The sequence below is a fragment of the Devosia sp. ZB163 genome (assembly GCF_028613635.1).
Classification (GTDB): domain Bacteria; phylum Pseudomonadota; class Alphaproteobacteria; order Rhizobiales; family Devosiaceae; genus Devosia_A.
On record NZ_JAQRMY010000001.1, the window covers coordinates 765,706 to 782,307 of the forward strand.

A 16,602-nucleotide genomic window follows, 5' to 3' on the forward strand; every position below is an offset into this window, starting at 1 on the left:
GAGGGAGCGATGGCGCATATTCCCGACGGATTGCTGTCCCTGCCGGTCCTGGCCGGCGGTGGGGTCGTGGCCGTCGCTGGAGTGGCGCTGGCGTTTCGCAAGCTCGACGACCAGCGCATCCCGCAGGTCGCGATCCTTGCGGCGATGTTCTTCGTCGCCTCGCTGTTCTCGGTGCCTGTGGGGCCATCGAGCGTGCACCTGCTGCTCTCGGGACTGATGGGACTGACCATCGGAGTGGCCACATTCCCCGCGGTGATGGTGGGGCTGCTGCTGCAGACGCTGCTGTTCGGCTTTGGCGGGCTGACCACGTTGGGGGTCAACACTGTCAACATCGCGCTGCCCGGGGTGATCTTGGGAGCGCTGTTCGCACCGCTGGTGCGGCGGTCGTCGCCGCTGGGCGCGGGCGCTGCGGCGTTCCTCTGCGCCGCGCTGTCCGTAGCCGCTACGGGTTGCGGCGTGGCATTGGCGCTGGCGTTGTCGTCGCCGGACTACGTGCCATCGGCGAGGATCATCGCCGCCACCTATCTGCCGCTTATGGCGGTCGAGGGGCTGATCACCGGGTTCGCCGTGTCGTTCCTCAAGCGGGTACGGCCCCAGGCACTGGGCGGGGTGGGAGCGCCATGACGCGTGGGCTGCTGATCCGGCTGGTCGGCGCATTGCTGCTCGCCCTGTGCCTGAGCACCGGGGCCGAGGCGCATCGGCTGAAGCTGTTCGCCACGGTCGAGGACGGCGCGGTCGAGGGCTACGGGTTCTTCATCGGCGGCGGCCGGCCGGGCGAAGCTGAACTCATCATCCGCGACGGGGCCGGAACCGAGCTGTTCCGCGGGCCGGCGGCCGCGGATGGCAGCTTCCGCTTCACCCCGGCGGTGCCGGCCGATCTGGCGCTGACCATGAATGCCGGCGACGGGCATGTCGCCGACACGCGGATTGCGGCGAGCCGGTTCCCGCAGGCCGGCGGACTGGCCCCGGTCGGCGCGGTGCAGGCCGCAGAGGGCGCGACGAGCAGCGTGCCGGCCGATCTTGCGATCCCCGCGACCGGAGACGATGCGGGACTGGCGCAACTGGTCGATCGCAGCGTCGATCGGGCGGTATCGCGACAGATCGAACCACTGCTGGAGGCTTATGCCGAAGCCGATGGGCGGGCCCGCTTCAGCGATGTGGTCAGCGGCATCGCGATGATCATCGGGCTCGCTGGGGCGGCGCTATGGGCGTCATCGCGGCGTCGCGGCAAGACACCGCCGACACCACCGGCCGAGCCGCCATGAGTGGCCGCGACCTTATCGGCGGGCTGCACCCGCGCACGCGGCTGGTGATGACGCTGATGGCGCTGCTGGCGGTGACCGTGGTGCACAATCCTGTAGTGCTGGGCACGGCACTGGTCGGCGCATTGACGCTGGTGTGGCTCGGCCGCCTGCCGTGGACGAGCCTCCGGCATCGCCTGCTGCATGTCGAAGGGTTCCTGATCGCGCTGTTGATCCTGTTGCCGTTCACCGTGCCGGGCGATGCCGTGTTCAGCCTCGGCCCGTTCGCCGCGACGGGGCAGGGGCTGTCGCGGGCGCTGCTGGTGGTGGTGAAGGTCAATATCTGCGCGCTGACCATCTTTGCGCTGCTCGGCACGCTCGACCCCGTGCTGATCGGTCGGGCGGCCGAGGGCATCGGCGTGCCGCCGCGCTTCGTGACGCTGTTCCTGTTCACCGTCCGCTACGTCTCGGTGTTTCGTGCCGAGACGGCGCGGCTGAGAGACGCGATGCGTGCCCGGGGATTCGTTGCGGGCACGAACCTGCACACCATGCGCACGTTCGGCGACCTCGCCGGGATGATGGTGGTGCGTTCGCTGGAGCGGGCGCAGCGGGTCGATGAGGCGATGCGCTGCCGGGGCTTCGCCGGCCGCCTGCCGGCCGAACCGCTGGTGGCCACGAGGCGCCGCGACGTGGCGGTGGCGACGGTGTTCGCCGGGGCGATTGTCGGGCTGCTGATGCTGGAGTTCCGGACATGAGCAAAGTGCTCAGCCTCAGTGGGGTCAGCGTGGTGCGCGATGGACGGCGGGTGCTCGATGCGCTGTCGCTGGGGCTCGAGGCGGGCGAGCGGCTGGCGCTGGTGGGCGAGAACGGCGCCGGCAAGACGACGCTGATGCGCGCCATTGTCGGGCTGGAGGCGGCGACTGGCGAAATCGTCGCCTATGGCCAGCCCTGCCGGAGCGAAGCCGATTTCCGCAGGATGCGGGCCAGGACCGCCTACATGTTCCAGGATCCGGACGATCAGCTGTTCTGCCCGACGGTGCTCGACGACGTGGCGTTCGGGCCGCTCAACCTGGGGCTCAGGCGGCCGGAGGCATTGGAGCTGGCGCGGGCGCAGCTGCACGACCTGGACCTCGACCACCTCGCCGACCGCATCACCCACCACCTGTCAGGAGGCGAGAAGCGCCTGGTGTCTCTGGCGGCTGTGCTGGCAATGCGTCCGGAAGTGCTGCTGCTGGACGAACCGACCAATGCGCTGGACGGGGCGCACCTGGCGCGGATGGCGGCGATCCTGATGCAGCAGAAGATCGCCATGATCATCACCTCGCACGACTGGTCGCTGCTGGAAAGGCTCGCCGACCGGACGGTGGTGCTGCGCGACGGGCGGCTGGCGCCGGCCATGCTGCACCGGCATGCGGAGTGGACCGACCACGTGCATCTGCACGAGGCCGGCTAGCCGCCATCGCCGAGCCCGCTGCCACCCAGCTTCAATCCGATCAAGACGGCGACAAAGCCGAGCAGCACGCTGGCAACCACATAGAGCAGCGATACCAGCGCGCCGTCGAATGACGCGGACATCAGCACGAATGAGCCATAGACGAAGCTCGAAAAGGTCGAGAGCCCGCCCATCACGCCGGTGCCGAGCAACGTGTTGACGCCATCGGTCAGCACCTTGCGGCGGTGCAGCGCGGTGACGAGGCCGAGGAGGAAGGCGGCGACCAGATTGGCGACGAGGATATCGAGCGGCAGGCCATCGGCGAGCGTCGGCACCATCAGCATGACGAACTCGCGGAGCATGGCGCCCACCGCGCCGCCGACAAAGACCAGGATGACGGTGTTGATCACGGGCATGGACCTTACCCCTGCAGCCGGGCGAGCGTGGCGCCCAATGCGGCGGCCAGGAGGCCGCAGACCAGCGAGATGAACAGGTAGAACGCCGCCTGCGGCGGGGAGCGCCCGGCGAGCTTGGCGGCGTCGAGTTGCATCGAGCTGAAGGTGGTGTAGCCACCGAGGATGCCGGTCAGCACGCCCGCATTGAGCGCGGTGCCGTAGCGATCGCGGAAATCGACCGCGAACAGCACCGACAGGTAGCCGATGACGAAGGCGCCGGAGACGTTGATCAGGAAGGTGCCGAGGGGAAACGCGCCGTGGTAGCGCTCTCCGGCCAGCTTGCCGATCCACCAGCGCAACACCGATCCGGCGCCGCCGCCGAGACCGACCCACATCACATCCAATGGCTGCATGGCGCCACTCCGATCATTTTCCGGCCTGGGACATTTCGGCCACGCACTGGGCCAGTTCATCGATCGCGGCATGCACCTGCTCGAGCGAGAAGATGAAGGCGGAGACGAAGGCCGCCGTGCGACCCGGGACGGCCTCGGTCTGCTCGGTGTCGAGATCGAGACGCTCCAGCCGGGCATGGCGTGCCGCGGCGTGGAGCCGGGCAAAGGCGGCTTCGAGCTCATCGGTCGGCGGCGGGGGCGCGCCCCGCCCCAGCGCCGGGCTGAGAGCCAGCAGATAGTCCCTGGTCGCCTCGTTGATGGCGGCGGTCGGGGCCTCCAGCACCTCGCCCAGGTGCGCGGGCAAGGCGAGGCTGGGCAGCCGGCGGAGGAAGAACGCGGCGGTGCGCAGGCTCAATAGGGCGCGTCGCAGGCGATCAGTATCGTAGCTGGAGTGCATCAGCCTGCTGTGCTGCTCCTGACGTGCCTCCTGGGCCAGTGCGTCGATCCTGTCGTAGGCGCCGTAGATCGCCTCGGCCAGTTCCTTGTCGCTCGCCTTGCCCGCCTGGCCCTGCAGTTCGAGGCTGATGAGCCTGGCGAGCAAGGGAAGGACGTGCGCGCCGGCGATTCGCAGGCCGGCATCGGCGCGCGCCGGCAAGACGAACATCGCCACGGCGATGCCGATCAGGCAGCCGAGACTGATTTCGGTGACGCGGTGGGAAGCCGATATCCAGGCCTGGGTATGGCTGGGCGCCGCGACCAGCACCATGGCGGCCGTCACCGGGGCGACGCGAAAGATCGGATTGTGCGAGGCCAGCACCGTCAACAGGCCCGTCGCCAGCACCAGCGCCACCATGGTGCCACCCGTGCCGGAGGGGGTGACGGAGGCTATGGCGAAGCCGATCACCGCGCCGGCAAGGGTGCCGAGCAGGCGATCGGTAGCGGCCTTCAACGAAGCGCCGACGCTGGCCTGCATGACGATGATGGCGGTGAGTACGGCCCAATAGCCCTGCGGCAGGGCGAGCAGGCTCGATACGCCCCATGCGATGCCGGCGGCGGAGGCAGCCCGCAATCCGGCCTTCCAGGCGGCAGGGTCCGGCTTGATCGTATCGAGAAACGACATCGCGCCCCACGAATGACAGCGGCGGAACATCCGGCAGGGATCGACCAGACAACGGCCATGGTTCGACTCAGTTCCGGGGCGAGCTTGCTTGGCATCTCGAGAACCACCGTCTCGCTTCACGCGCGAAGTGTCCGCCTTGCCTCGCGATCAGCAGCGACTCGGCGCGACTACCGCACCGGCCCGGCTTGACGGAGGTCGCGGACGCTAACGAAGCATGGACCGAACGCCCTTTGCCGACGCGCATGGGCCCAGGCTGCCTCCCGCAGTCGGGGCCACTCCCTTTTCCACTGGGGCCACCAGAACAGGCGGGGCAGGGTGAATTGGGAATGGGCAAACGGCAGGCAACAAAAAAGCCCGGTTTCCCGAGCTTCTTGGGTGCCGATGGTGCCCTGGAGAGGACTCGAACCTCCACGTCGTTAAACACACGGACCTGAACCGTGCGCGTCTACCAATTCCGCCACCAGGGCAAACCGATGGGCGCCGTTCCCTAGGGGAAGGCGCGGGGCGTGTCAATGCGCTGTTTGCGCGTTCGCCACGCGATTGTGGACGAAGCTACCAGGAGCGTCCGTCCCAGTGCTTGATCAGGCTCCGGTCGATCGCCGGTGCATCGACGAGACAGTTCACGTTGATCGTCACGAGGCGCTTGCCCTCGCCGTCCTTGCCGCGGGCGAAGCTCTCGATGCCGCACTCCGTGCAGAACAGGTGATCGATGCTGTGAGTGTTGAAGTGGTACGTCCTCAGCTTGTCCTCCCCGCTGACGAGCTGAAAATCGGCCTCCGGCACCGTCTGCATCACCCAGCCCAACCGGGCACAGCGCGAGCAGTTGCAGTCGCCCAGCGCCATCAGGTCGGTCTTCACCTCGTAGCGCACGGCGCCGCAGTGGCACTGGCCAAGATAGGTCTCTCGCTCGCTCATCGTCTCGCGCTCCTGTTCATCGAAAGGAACAAAACAAGAACAACAGAGGCCGGGAGTCAAGCCGGCTGCGTCGTCGTGTGCCGGGCGGCAGGCCTCGACACGCCCGGGAGTGCGCGCTAGAAGCGGCTCATTCGAGTTCGCCTTTAGGAGCCTAGTGGCATGGAGTTGTCGAACACCCTCGTCACCGTTTTCGGTGGGGCCGGTTTCATCGGCACGCAGGTGGTGCAGTTGCTCGCCACCAAAGGCTACCGCGTCCGCGTCGCCGTGCGCCGGCCCGACCTCGCTGGCCACGTGAAGCCGCTCGGCTTCGTCGGCCAGGTGCTGCCTATCCAGGCCAATGTCCGCGACCGCGGCTCGGTCGAGCGCGCTGTCCGCGGCGCTTCGATCGTCATCAACCTCGTCGGCATCGGCTATGAGCGCGGCAAGCAGCGCTTCCGCGCCGTGCACGCCGCGGGCGCGCGCAACGTGGCCGAGGCGGCCAAGGCGCTGAAGGCCGGCAGTCTCGTTCATCTCTCGGCGCTCGGCGCCGATCTCGAGGCACCCAGCCTCTACGCCCGCTCCAAGGCCCTCGGCGAGGCCGACGTGCTCGCGGCCTTCCCGTCGGCCGTGGTGATTCGCCCCTCGGTCGTGTTCGGTCCCGACGACAGCTTCTTCAACCGCTACGGCATGCTGGCGCGCATGCTGCCCGTCGTGCCGGTGATCGGCGCCAAGTCGCGCTTCCAGCCCATCTATGTGGGCGACGTGGCACAGGCGATCGTCGCGGCGGCCGAGGGCGCCGTGAAGGATGGCCGGATCTATGAGATTGGTGGCCCCGAGACGGCGACCCATCAGGAACTGGTGGAGCGTGTGATCGCCGAGACCGGCCGCACCAACCTGACTGTGCCGCTGCCCGCGGGCATCGCCAAGCTGATGGCTTTGCCGATCTCGTTCCTGCCCAACCCGCTGATCACGACCGATCAGGTCGACCAGCTGCAGGCCGACTCCATCGTTTCCGAGGCTGCGCAGCGCGAAAAGCGCACGCTGGCGGCCTTCGGCATCACGCCGACGGCGATGGATGCGATCCTGCCCAGCTATCTGTGGCGTTTCATGAAGAACGGCCAGTTCGACCGGCAGACGGCCTGAGCCGTCACGACCGCCAGTCGGGCGGCAGGCCGAGATCCATGAGCAGGTGCGGCGACAGCCCGTCCAGCCCGATGCGCTGCGGCGGCCGCAAGGTCCGGCGCAGCATGGCATTGGCTTGGTGGCGCAGCATGAACAGGCGGAACCAGCCGAGGCTCTTCGTCGGTCCTGCTGCATGAGACTGCCTACCGGGAGCTGGCTGGCGCCGCGCCCTGGCGGCGTGCCGATCCGTTTCACTGCCCTTCACTCGCTCGAACGTCATCGCGCTTCTCCTCGTCTCGTTGTCGAAGCGACTCTATTGCAGTTACACTGACATCTGTTGTCAGGGTTGGTGGTGTAGAGAAGAACTCATGCGAGCAAGCCGACTTCTCACCATCCTGATGATCCTCCAGACCCGGGGGCGGACCAGTGCCGAGACGCTGGCCGAGGAACTCGAGGTCTCGGTCCGCACTGTCTATCGCGACATCGACCAACTGAGCGCGGCGGGCGTGCCGGTCTATGCCGAAACCGGTCGCAATGGCGGCTTCGCGCTGCTCGATGGCTGGAAAACCCGGCTCAACGGGCTGACCGCGCCCGAGGCCCGGGCGCTGTTCTTTTCCGGCCTGCCCGGACCGGCTGGGGAGCTCGGCCTCGGCGAGGAGGCGGCTCAGGCCGAACTGAAGCTCCTCGCGGCCCTGCCGGCCGACTGGCAGGCCGAGGCGCGGCGCATGAGTTCGCGCTTCCACCTCGATCCGCGCGGCTGGTTCCAGCCCGGGCACAAGCCGGAATTCCTCAAGCTCGTCGCCGAGGCGGTGTGGAGCGAAACCCGGATCGCCATCCGCTACGAGAGCTGGAAGGACGTGAAGGATCGGGTCATCGAGCCGCTCGGCCTCGTGCTGAAGGGGGGCGTCTGGTACGTCGTGGCGCAGCGCGAGGGCAATGCCCGCACCTACCGGCTCTCGCAGATCCAGGCGCTCGGCCCGACCGGCGAGACCTTCACGCGCCCCAAGGACTTCGACCTGCCCCGCCACTGGGCCGAGTCGACCAGGCAGTTCGAGCGCGACATCTATGTCGGTATCGCCCGGGTGCGGGCCACCGCGTCGGGAGTTCGCAAGCTCAAGGACCTGAGCGACACGGTGAAGCACGCCATCGAGGCCCTGACGCTCGCGCCCGATGCCGCCGGCTGGTGCGAGTTCGACGTGCCGATCGAGGAAGTCGGCTGGGCCAGCCACGAGTTCAGCAAGATCGGCAACGACGTGGAGGTGCTGGGCCCGCCGGAGCTCCGCGCCCGCGTGGTCGGCAATATCGAGAAGATGGCGCGGCTCTACGGCCTCTTATCCGGCAAGTAGCCCTCCCAGGTTGTCGAACCGGCGGCAAGCTCGCCTGAGCCGCGCCGGGCGCATGAACCGACTTGCGCTTCACCTGCTCCTGGCTATATACTGAACTGTATGGTTCAGTTTCATAACGCCCGCTTCGATGCCTCGTTCGCCGCGCTTTCGGACGCCACGCGCCGTGGCGTCCTGGAGCAGCTCGGGCGCTCCGACGCCTCGATCACCGAGCTCGCCGACAGATTCCATATGACCCTAACGGGCATGAAGAAGCACGTGAGCGTGCTGGAGCAGGCGGGGTTCGTCGTCACCGAAAAGGTCGGCCGGGTCCGCACCTGCCGGCTCGGTGCCTACCGGCTGGAGGATGAAATGATCTGGATCGAAAACTATCGCCGGCGGTGGGCCGCTCGATTCGACGAGTTGGACCAGATCGTCGAAGAGCTGAAGCGCGAGGAGCAGACCGATGGACGTGCAAGTGAGTGAAGCCACCAAAAACGAAACGACGACGGAACGGACCTCCGGGTGCGAGCTCGTCGTCACCCGGACGTTCGACGGCCCGGCGCGGCTCGTGTTCAAGGCCTGGACGACGCCCGAGCTGCTGAAGCGCTGGTGGGCCCCGAAATCGCTCGGCATCACTCTCGTCTCGTGCGAGGTCGATGTGCGCACGGGCGGAACCTACCGCTTCGAGTTCGGAGTGCCGGGCTCGGACCAGCCGGTGGCCTTTTTCGGCCGCTATCTCGAGGTGGTGCCAGACAGCCGCATCGTCTGGACCAACGAGGAAAGCGAGGACGGATCGGTGACCACGGTCACCTTCGAGGAAAAGGACGGCAGGACACTGCTGGTCATCAGCGACCGCTATCCCTCCGACGCGGCGCTTGATGCGGCCATCGCCTCGGGCAGCGTTGCCGGGTACGACGAACAGTTCGAGCAGCTGGACGGGCTTCTCGCCGATTTGTCCTGACTATCGGCGCGGCCATGCCGCCTCGCATCTGGCAAGTAACCGCCGCGCCGGTTACCAACGGGGATGCCGCGCCCCAAGCTCGTTTCCGACGCCGAAGTCCTTGATGCCACCCACGCCGCCATGCTGCGGCTCGGGCCTGACCGCTTCACCCTGAGCGATGTCGCCACGGCCGTGGGGCTGAGCCGCGCTGCGCTCATCCAGCGCTTCACCGACAAGCGCACGCTGCACGTCAAGACCATGGAGCGCTCCACGCAGGAGGTGCGGGACTATTTCGTTGCCGCGCCGCGCGACCGGGGGATCATCCCGCTCTGGGCCATGCTCCGCGACCTGATCGCAGGCATGGGCACCGGCGAGGGGTTCTCCGGTTACCTGCTGCTCGCCTGGAGCGACCTCACCGACCCCGAACTGAGCCGGCTGGCGCGCGAGCGCAACGAGATGGTCCGTGGCGCCATCTACGAGCGCCTGCCCGACGGTGCGGGCCGCGCCGATGCGGCGGCGCTCATCCAGGCCGTGATCCAGGGCTCCTGCATGATCTGGCTGGTCGAGCGCCAGGGCGGGCTTGCTGCCTATACCGAAGCCGAGACGCGCAAGCTGATCGAGCGGCTCTATCCGGACGAGCGACTGGAGTAGCCCGACGGGTCCAGACAGCGTCCGCTGGCCGTATCAGCGCGCGGCCTTGATTTATAACTGACGTGTAAGTTATAAAATTCGGGACCAAGGATCCCGATCATGTCGCATCGACCGCATCCCGGCGCTCCCGGGACCGAACCATCATTCGCCCTCGACCTGAGCTACGATCGCTTCGATGAGTTGAACCGGCGGCCCGGACCGCAGGTGGCCTACCGCGACCTCTTCGTGCCGCATGAAGATCTGCCCAAGTCCCTGCGCCGTTGGGCCGAGGCGCGGGGCGTCGCCCTGCGCGCCCTGACGCGCCGCGACCGCCAGTTCGGTGGCACCTCGGAAAAGCACCTGTTCGGGCTGCGCGACGGCTACGCCATCGAGTCGGTGCTGATCCGCCGTCAGGACGGCTACACGGCCTGCATCTCCTCGCAGGTGGGCTGCGCCTTCGCCTGCCGCTTCTGTGCCTCAGGACAGGCCGGGCTGATGCGCAACCTGACGCCGGGCGAGATCGTCGAGCAGGTGGTGCGGCTCGGGCCGAAGGTAAACCGCATCGTCTTCATGGGCATCGGCGAGCCGCTCAACAACTATGACAACGTGCTCGGCGCGATCCGCATCCTGCGCGATCGCCGCGGCCTCGATTTCCCGACGACCGGCATCACCGTCTCGACCATCGGCATCCCCAAGGGGATGAAGGCGCTGCGTGAGGAGCATCTGGGGCTCAATCTCACGATCTCGCTCCACGCCACGACAGACGAGGTCCGCTCGCGCCTGATTCCGGGGACGCGGAAGCACGCGATTGCCGACGTCGTCGCCGGGGCGCTGAGTTGGGCCCATCGCCACAGCCGCATCGTCACCTTCGTCTACCTGCTGCTGCCCGGCATCAATGACACCGATGCCGATCTCGCCCGGCTCGTCGCCATGTTCCGCGGTACGCCGGCCCGCCTCAACCTCATGCGCTGGAACGAGGTGGATGGGCTCGGGTTCTCGCGCGTCTCCGACCACCGCCTCACGCAGTTCCGCCGCGGCCTCAAACGCGCCGGCATTCCCGTCGTCGTCCGCGACACCCAGGGCAACCGCATCGACGCCGCTTGCGGCCAGCTCTGGCTGCGCGATCTCAAGGGCGTACCGGTGGCAAGGGCGGCTTGAGCGACCTTCAGAATCCTGCTCATGAACGGCTGGACAGTGACAGCCACCGCTTCCTATGGTGCGCGAAACACTAAGTAACCAACTGGTTCGGAGGGTGGGGAGTGGCTGCGGCATATCTCGACGATGATCGGCTGTTCGATGCCGAGCCGAAGGCGCGCGGCATCGCGCGGGCGCTCTATGCCGGCATCAGGGACCTGCCGCTGGTCTCGCCGCATGGCCATACCGAGCCGCGCTGGTATGCCGAGAACGAGCATTTCCCCGACCCGGCGCAACTGCTGATCGTCCCCGATCACTATGTCTTCCGCATGCTGTTCAGCCAGGGCGTGCGCCTCGAAGACCTGGGCGTGCCGACGACGGACGGCAGCGCCGTCGAGACCGACGGGCGGAAGATCTGGCGGCTCTTTGCCAAGAACTACTACCTCTTCCGCGGCACCCCGACCCGCATGTGGCTCGACCACACCCTCACAACGCTGTTCGGCATCGAGGAGCGGCTCATCGAGGCCAATGCCGACGCCGTCTACGACCGGATTGCCGAACTCCTGCAGCGCGACGACTACCGGCCGCGCGCCCTGTTCGAGCGCTTCAACCTCGAGGTCATCTCGACCACCGACGCGGCGACCGACGAGCTCAAGTGGCACCGGATGATCAAGGACAGCGGCTGGAAGGGCAGGGTGGTGCCGGCCTACAGGCCCGACGCCGTGGTCGATCCCGATTTCGCCGGCTTTGCCCAGAACCTCGACCGGCTCGGCGAGCTGACCGGCGAGGATACCGGTCACTGGACCGGCTATCTCGAGGCTCACCGCAAGCGCCGCGCTTACTTCAAGGAGTTCGGGGCGACCTCGTCCGATCACGGCCACCCGACGGCTGAAACGGCCAATCTCAACCCCAAGGAAGCCGGCCAGCTCTTCGACAAGGTGCGGACCGGAAAGGCCGACAGCCGCGAGCGCGCCCTGTTCCGCGCCCAGATGCTGACCGAGATGGCTCGCATGTCCGTCGATGACGGGCTGGTGCTGCAGATCCACCCGGGCTCCTGGCGCAACCACTCGCCGTCGATGCTGGCGAAGTTCGGCCGCGACAAGGGTTTCGACATCCCCTCGCGCACCGACTATGTCGGCGCCCTGAAGCCGCTGCTCGACGCCGTCGGCACCGACCCGCGCCTCTCGATCATTCTCTTCACCCTCGACGAGAGCGTCTATGCGCGCGAACTCGCTCCGCTCGCCGGCGTCTATCCCTCGCTGAAGCTGGGGCCGCCCTGGTGGTTCCACGACAGCCCCGAGGGCATGCGACGCTTCCGCGAGATGGCGACCGAGACGGCCGGCTTCTATAACACCGTCGGCTTCAACGACGACACGCGCGCCTTCCCCTCGATCCCGGCGCGCCATGACGTTGCCCGCCGCGTCGACTGCGCCTTCCTCGCCCGCCTTGTCACCGAGCACCGCCTCGATGAGGACGAGGCCCACGAAGTGGCGCGCGACCTCGCCTACAACCTCGTCAGGAAGGCCTACAAGCTATGAGCACCCCCAGGGTTTTCGCCCAGCCCACCGATGGCAAGGTCACCCGGCTCGATGGCTCCACCCGCCGTGTAATCCTCGACCTGCCCGAGCTGATGCTGGTCGAGTTCACCTTCGACAAGGGCGGGATCGGCGCCCTGCATTCCCACCCGCACCTGCAGACCAGCTACGTGGCCGAGGGCGTGTTCGAGGTGACGATCGACGGGGTCACCGAGACCATCGCCGCCGGTGGGGCCTATATCGTCCCCTCGGGCCTCGTCCACGGCGTCAAGGCGCTCGAAGCGGGCAAACTCATCGACAGCTTCACGCCGCGCCGCGACGATTTCCTCTAGGATTCAGGGCCGATCACGATTGGCCTTGTCCACACAATCCACACGCCCGCTCGGTTGCCATCGGAAAGCCATTGAGCGAGTGGAACCTATCACACGGAACTGCATTTGCGACGCGGGCGCACTTCCAGGGGACGGCAAGTGGACGAGAGCTATCGCGGCTACACGATCCGCATTTCATGCGGTGCGATATGGCATGCCGTGCTGGTCGAGGCGGCGACGGGAGTCGTGCTTCCGACCAAGGCTACGGCTCGCCTCCGCGAAGGGCACATCGTCGCGCTGAAGCGTGCTCAGGAACTCGTCGACGTCTACTGCCGGGCTCTCGAGACCGCCTGAGGCTCAGCCGAAGCGGCGCGCGGCGTCGATCGCAAGTCCCAGCCCCACGCTGCCGAACGCATCGGTCTCGACCGCCTTGGCCGCGGGAAACAGCCCGCGCAACACCCGCGCCACTGCCGGAACGCGGGTCGAACCGCCTGTGAGAATCAGCGTGTCGATGCGATCGCTGGAGATACCGGCCGCCTCGAGCGTGCGCCCGATGGACCGGGCGATGGAATCGACCGCGTTGCCCAGCGCCGCATCGAGCTCATCAGCAGTGACCGGGGTTTCGAGCCGCACGTCGCGGGTGACGAACCGGAAGTCCGTCTGCGGCGCGGCGCTGAGCGCGATCTTGGTCTCTTCGACCCGGCCGGCGAGTCGATGGCCCTGCCGGTCCTCGACCAGCGCCACGAGCATCGAGACGAGATCGGGGAACTGCGCCTCGCGTTCGGTCTCGTGCAGCTCGGCCATCACCTTGGCATTGTAGAGCCGGTTGATGCGGTGCCAGGTGGCGAGGTCGTAATAGGGCGCCGAAGGCAGCGGGCGCTTGCCGTCCGCCGTCTCGGTGCCATAGCCCATCAGCGGCATCACCTTCTTGAGCGACAGCAGCCGGTCGAAATCGGTGCCCCCGATGTGGACGCCAGCCGTCGCGAGGATGTCCGCCTTGCGGTCCCGGGCCTTGGCGCGCTCAGGCGAAACGCGAATGACCGTGAAGTCCGACGTGCCGCCGCCGATATCGGCGACAAGGCCCAGTTCCTCGCCGGTCACCTGCTGCTCATAGTCGAGCGCTGCGGCGATAGGCTCGAACTGGAACTCGACATGCCGGTAGCCCTGGGCGCGGACGGCGCCCTCGAGCTGGGCCTGCGCCTCGGCATCCGCCGCGTCGTCATCGTCGACGAAGCGGACGGGACGGCCACACACGATCTGGTCGATCTCATGCCCGAGCGTCGCTTCCGACCGGTGCTTCAGCTCCGCGACGAACCGCCCGACGATATCGGAAAAGCTCAGCGCCTCGCGCTTGACCCGCGTCGTGTCCTTGAACAGCGATGTGCCCAGCACGCTCTTGATCGAGCGCATCAGCCGTCCGTCGGCACCTGTCACGTATTCGCTCACCGCGCGGCGGCCGAAAAAGGTGCGGTCCTCCTCGAACGAAAAGAAGATCGCGGTCGGAATGGTGGGCTTGCCATCCTCGAGCGGCAGCAGCTGCGGAGGCTTGTTGCCGCCGGCCGCGGCAACCGTCGAATTGGAAGTGCCGAAATCCATGCCGCAATGGGTGCGCGCCATTTCCAATTCTCCGCGTCGATGGATGGTCTCGCCCTGGGGGTGAGCGGGCGGGCCATATAGGCGGTCCGGTCGCCGCTGTCGAGGCCTGGGCCCCCGAAACCGGCCAACATGAGGGCGGAGCAGGACCGCGGTCCCTCACAGCACCCCGTTGATACTTCCCGTGATATGCCCGGTTCCAGGGCTTACCGCTGGGCGAGGACGCAAGATGTCGAGCCAGTATGGAACGTGTGTCGTGCTTGGTAGGGGGCGCGTCGGCTTTCTCACTTTCCTGATCGCGCTGGGAGTAACGCTGGCCTTGTGGAGTTCATCCGGTGCAGGGGGACGATCAAGTCTGCTGCTTACCCTGAGACAAACGATAACCTTTGCCACCCCCACCGGCGACGTCTCCGCAACAGGTGTCATCCAGAAGCGGGTGATCGGGAGAGGCGTTGGCCGCGACGCGGCAATCCACGAGGCCAGCTACGGCGAAGCGCCGGGAGTGTTCGTACCGGGCCTAGGGTTCACCTTCGTGACCTTCATATACCCAGGCCTTGAACCCCTAGGGGGATATCGGAACCTAGTCTCGGAAGCTTGCGGTGTCCCGCGGCTTGGTCGCACAGGGCAGACTGTCGAGCAGTGGCTAAGGGATGTCGACCGGGCGTTTGTCGACAGGTGCCGGGTTCCGCGCTCCATTCAGCCCATACTGGTCAGCTTTCCGGATCCTTCCGATCCACACAGCGCAGAGGCGTACCTGCCGGATCACCTGCCGAAGGGCATCTCCATCAGATCCTACGATGTCGAGCGCACGACGGAGGAGGTCACATTCGGTGGTCTCTCTCGGCTCGGATGGATCAAGGAGAACCCCGTACCTGGCGTGACGATTCAGGTTGCCGGGCGGGAGCAGTACGTTGGAATAAGCATCACAGAAGATCTGTTGGCCCAGAATACCCCATTGGGGCCGACTTGAGGGGGCGCACGGCCCGGGAGGGTCCCGGAAACACAAAAGCCGCCCGGAGGCGGCTTTATGTCGGTCGGCTAACCAGCCGGTCCGGGAATTGGTGGAGCCAAACGGAATCGAACCGTCGACCTCTTGAATGCCATTCAAGCGCTCTCCCAACTGAGCTATGGCCCCATCAACGATCACGTGGATCACATCCGGATGCCCGGGCGAGCCGGGCTTTGGGATTTGCGCGGCGGCGTTTCCGTCGCAGCGCGGGTGCTATCTACCTAGGTGCTCCGCTCCTTGCAAGCGGCTTTTTCACACCGGGGCGATTGTGGGGATATCAGCGCTCGTCGTTGCCGCCGCCCACATCGAAGTCGAGGTCTTCATCCTCGTCTTCATCCTCTTCGAGGAACACGTCTTCATCCTCGCCGAGATCCTCGACGTCCTCGACATCCTCGACATCGGGGATATCCTCGCCCTCGCCGGCTTCCTCAGCATCCGCTTCTTCGAGCGACACAGTCTCGGGCGCGTTCGGCTCGACGGCTTCTTCCGCCTCCACTTCCTCGTCTTCCTCTTCCTCGTCGCGCTCAGGCGCTGCCTTCACGCGGGTCGTGGTGAGGGTGTCGAAATAGGAGCGCGGATAGGACTTGCCGGTATAGGGCGAGACGATCGGATCCTTGTTGAGGTCGTAGAACTTCTTGCCGGTATCGGGGTCTTCCCGTTTCGTACCGCGTTCGTCCTGGGCCAATTGCTTGCCTCTTCGGAAAGGCGGGGGCTACCCCCGCTGGGAAAACGTCCGGTTAGGGTGAAAGTTTCGGCCTGTCAAACCCAAAATGCGCGCGATCCGCGGGGGGTGAAGCCGGCCCCGCTGGCAGGCGGGCGGGCCCGATGCTAGGGGAAGCGAAAGGCCTCCGTCACGGGGAGTGGGCATGATCATCGCGGTGGATGGGCCGGCGGCTTCCGGCAAGGGGACGCTGGCGGCGGGACTGGCCCGCCATTATGGCCTGCCGCAGCTCGATACGGGCCTGCTCTATCGCGCCGTTGGCCGCGCCGTGGCGAGCCTCGAGGATCAGCCTGGCTTCGAAGCGGCGGCGGTCGCGGCGGCCCGTACCATCGACACAGGCCATCTCGACCCTGTGGCCCTCTCCACGGCCGAGGTCGGCGTGCTCGCGAGCAAGGTCGCGGTGATTGCCGACGTCCGCAAGGCCCTGTTCGATTTCCAGCGCCAGTTCGCGCTCCAGCCGGGCGGCGCCGTGCTCGATGGCCGCGACATCGGTACCACGATCGCGCCGGACGCCGATGTGAAGCTCTTCATCCAGGCCGACAGCAAGGCCCGCATGGAGCGCCGGGCCCGCCAGCTCGAGGCGCGTGGTATCGAGGTTGACCGGTACACTCTCTATCACCAGATAGAACAGAGGGACGCCCGCGACATGGCGAACCCCAATGGCGGTTTCTACCCGGCGCCAGATGCCCACTTGCTGGATACGACGCTTCTGGATATAGAGGCCGCACTCCGCGCAGCCGTCGCCATTGTCGACGGGGCCATGGCACGCAAGGCGCAGCTCTAGGCTGTAAAACCAACCCTTGCGGCG

21 protein-coding genes, 2 tRNA genes and 1 pseudogene are annotated in these 16,602 nt (G+C 66.9%); 15 read left to right on the plus strand and 9 right to left on the minus strand.

All coding sequences use genetic code 11. The features are described 5' to 3' along the window. The first annotated feature begins 9 nt into the window (after positions 1 to 9). From cbiM to PRN20_RS03970, 4 genes are read left to right on the plus strand one after another with little or no spacing between them, the layout of a single operon-like run. Complete coding sequence (cbiM, locus tag PRN20_RS03955) at positions 10 to 624, plus strand: cobalt transporter CbiM (RefSeq protein ID WP_273955755.1); 615 nt, start codon at positions 10 to 12, stop codon at positions 622 to 624. Next, a complete protein-coding gene (locus PRN20_RS03960) occupies positions 621 to 1,265 on the plus strand; it encodes a cobalamin biosynthesis protein CbiM (protein ID WP_273955756.1) in 645 nt (214 codons plus the stop codon). The genes cbiM and PRN20_RS03960 overlap by 4 nt, the downstream gene beginning before the upstream one ends. Beyond that, complete coding sequence (cbiQ, locus tag PRN20_RS03965) at positions 1,262 to 1,996, plus strand: cobalt ECF transporter T component CbiQ (protein WP_337956233.1); 735 nt, start codon at positions 1,262 to 1,264, stop codon at positions 1,994 to 1,996. Before PRN20_RS03960 ends, cbiQ begins: the two co-directional genes overlap by 4 nt. Continuing rightward, positions 1,993 to 2,694: an energy-coupling factor ABC transporter ATP-binding protein gene (locus tag PRN20_RS03970; protein WP_273955758.1), complete on the plus strand. Its 702-nt coding sequence runs from the start codon at positions 1,993 to 1,995 to the stop codon at positions 2,692 to 2,694. The genes cbiQ and PRN20_RS03970 overlap by 4 nt, the downstream gene beginning before the upstream one ends. A 23-nt stretch (positions 2,695 to 2,717) precedes the next feature. On the opposite strand, the pseudogene PRN20_RS03975 reads toward PRN20_RS03970, so the two are convergent. The 5 genes and pseudogenes from PRN20_RS03975 to PRN20_RS03995 all read right to left on the minus strand — a co-directional run. Continuing rightward, a pseudogene (locus PRN20_RS03975) lies at positions 2,718 to 3,083 on the minus strand (CrcB family protein); the annotation flags it as partial. 11 nt (positions 3,084 to 3,094) lie between these two features. After that, complete coding sequence (locus tag PRN20_RS03980) at positions 3,095 to 3,481, minus strand: fluoride efflux transporter FluC (RefSeq protein ID WP_273955759.1); 387 nt, start codon at positions 3,479 to 3,481, stop codon at positions 3,095 to 3,097. Positions 3,482 to 3,494: 13 nt separating this feature from the next. Beyond that, positions 3,495 to 4,580 (minus strand): FUSC family protein, encoded by a 1,086-nt coding sequence (locus PRN20_RS03985; protein WP_273955760.1) that lies wholly within the window; start codon positions 4,578 to 4,580, stop codon positions 3,495 to 3,497. Positions 4,581 to 4,962: 382 nt separating this feature from the next. Continuing rightward, positions 4,963 to 5,047, minus strand: a tRNA-Leu gene (locus PRN20_RS03990). 85 nt (positions 5,048 to 5,132) lie between these two features. Further along, positions 5,133 to 5,495 carry a GFA family protein gene (locus PRN20_RS03995; RefSeq protein WP_273955761.1) on the minus strand — a complete coding sequence of 121 codons (363 nt, stop codon included), beginning with the start codon at positions 5,493 to 5,495 and terminating at the stop codon, positions 5,133 to 5,135. Positions 5,496 to 5,654: 159 nt separating this feature from the next. On the opposite strand from PRN20_RS03995, the gene PRN20_RS04000 reads away from it, so the two are divergent. After that, positions 5,655 to 6,617 carry a complex I NDUFA9 subunit family protein gene (locus tag PRN20_RS04000; protein WP_273955762.1) on the plus strand — a complete coding sequence of 321 codons (963 nt, stop codon included), beginning with the start codon at positions 5,655 to 5,657 and terminating at the stop codon, positions 6,615 to 6,617. A gap of 4 nt (positions 6,618 to 6,621) precedes the next feature. On the opposite strand, the gene PRN20_RS04005 is transcribed toward PRN20_RS04000, so the two are convergent. Then, positions 6,622 to 6,876 (minus strand): hypothetical protein, encoded by a 255-nt coding sequence (locus PRN20_RS04005; protein ID WP_273955763.1) that lies wholly within the window; start codon positions 6,874 to 6,876, stop codon positions 6,622 to 6,624. Between the two features lie 88 nt (positions 6,877 to 6,964). Here PRN20_RS04005 and PRN20_RS04010 point away from each other — a divergent pair, with 88 nt between their 5' ends. The 8 genes from PRN20_RS04010 (at position 6,965) to PRN20_RS04045 (ending at position 12,825) form a co-directional block, all read left to right on the plus strand. Continuing rightward, positions 6,965 to 7,942, plus strand: a complete 978-nt coding sequence (locus tag PRN20_RS04010; protein WP_273955764.1) for a helix-turn-helix transcriptional regulator — start codon at positions 6,965 to 6,967, stop codon at positions 7,940 to 7,942. Positions 7,943 to 8,041: 99 nt separating this feature from the next. Further along, positions 8,042 to 8,404 carry an ArsR/SmtB family transcription factor gene (locus PRN20_RS04015; protein ID WP_273955765.1) on the plus strand — a complete coding sequence of 121 codons (363 nt, stop codon included), beginning with the start codon at positions 8,042 to 8,044 and terminating at the stop codon, positions 8,402 to 8,404. Then, complete coding sequence (locus PRN20_RS04020; protein WP_273955766.1) at positions 8,385 to 8,882, plus strand: SRPBCC family protein; 498 nt, start codon at positions 8,385 to 8,387, stop codon at positions 8,880 to 8,882. Before PRN20_RS04015 ends, PRN20_RS04020 begins: the two co-directional genes overlap by 20 nt. A gap of 63 nt (positions 8,883 to 8,945) precedes the next feature. Further along, positions 8,946 to 9,512, plus strand: coding sequence for a TetR/AcrR family transcriptional regulator (locus PRN20_RS04025; protein WP_273955767.1), 567 nt, complete (start codon positions 8,946 to 8,948; stop codon positions 9,510 to 9,512). Positions 9,513 to 9,611: 99 nt separating this feature from the next. After that, positions 9,612 to 10,649 carry a 23S rRNA (adenine(2503)-C(2))-methyltransferase RlmN gene (gene rlmN / locus PRN20_RS04030; protein WP_273955768.1) on the plus strand — a complete coding sequence of 346 codons (1,038 nt, stop codon included), beginning with the start codon at positions 9,612 to 9,614 and terminating at the stop codon, positions 10,647 to 10,649. Positions 10,650 to 10,750: 101 nt separating this feature from the next. Continuing rightward, the gene (gene uxaC, locus PRN20_RS04035) at positions 10,751 to 12,163 is read left to right on the plus strand and encodes a glucuronate isomerase (protein ID WP_273955769.1); all 1,413 of its coding nucleotides are present in this window, start codon (positions 10,751 to 10,753) and stop codon (positions 12,161 to 12,163) included. Continuing rightward, positions 12,160 to 12,492 carry a cupin domain-containing protein gene (locus PRN20_RS04040; protein WP_273955770.1) on the plus strand — a complete coding sequence of 111 codons (333 nt, stop codon included), beginning with the start codon at positions 12,160 to 12,162 and terminating at the stop codon, positions 12,490 to 12,492. Before uxaC ends, PRN20_RS04040 begins: the two co-directional genes overlap by 4 nt. A gap of 138 nt (positions 12,493 to 12,630) precedes the next feature. Further along, positions 12,631 to 12,825, plus strand: a complete 195-nt coding sequence (locus PRN20_RS04045; RefSeq protein ID WP_273955771.1) for a hypothetical protein — start codon at positions 12,631 to 12,633, stop codon at positions 12,823 to 12,825. Positions 12,826 to 12,828: 3 nt separating this feature from the next. On the opposite strand, the gene PRN20_RS04050 is transcribed toward PRN20_RS04045, so the two are convergent. Continuing rightward, positions 12,829 to 14,088 carry an Hsp70 family protein gene (locus tag PRN20_RS04050; protein ID WP_273955772.1) on the minus strand — a complete coding sequence of 420 codons (1,260 nt, stop codon included), beginning with the start codon at positions 14,086 to 14,088 and terminating at the stop codon, positions 12,829 to 12,831. A 205-nt stretch (positions 14,089 to 14,293) separates the two neighbouring features. Here PRN20_RS04050 and PRN20_RS04055 point away from each other — a divergent pair, with 205 nt between their 5' ends. Beyond that, positions 14,294 to 15,034 carry a hypothetical protein gene (locus PRN20_RS04055; protein WP_273955773.1) on the plus strand — a complete coding sequence of 247 codons (741 nt, stop codon included), beginning with the start codon at positions 14,294 to 14,296 and terminating at the stop codon, positions 15,032 to 15,034. Positions 15,035 to 15,123: 89 nt separating this feature from the next. Here PRN20_RS04055 and PRN20_RS04060 read toward each other — a convergent pair. Further along, positions 15,124 to 15,199 (minus strand) — tRNA-Ala (locus PRN20_RS04060). Between the two features lie 151 nt (positions 15,200 to 15,350). Beyond that, positions 15,351 to 15,758, minus strand: a complete 408-nt coding sequence (locus tag PRN20_RS04065; protein WP_273955774.1) for a TIGR02300 family protein — start codon at positions 15,756 to 15,758, stop codon at positions 15,351 to 15,353. A 181-nt stretch (positions 15,759 to 15,939) separates the two neighbouring features. On the opposite strand from PRN20_RS04065, the gene PRN20_RS04070 reads away from it, so the two are divergent. Next, a complete protein-coding gene (locus PRN20_RS04070) occupies positions 15,940 to 16,578 on the plus strand; it encodes a (d)CMP kinase (protein WP_273955775.1) in 639 nt (212 codons plus the stop codon). The last annotated feature ends 24 nt before the right edge of the window (positions 16,579 to 16,602 follow it).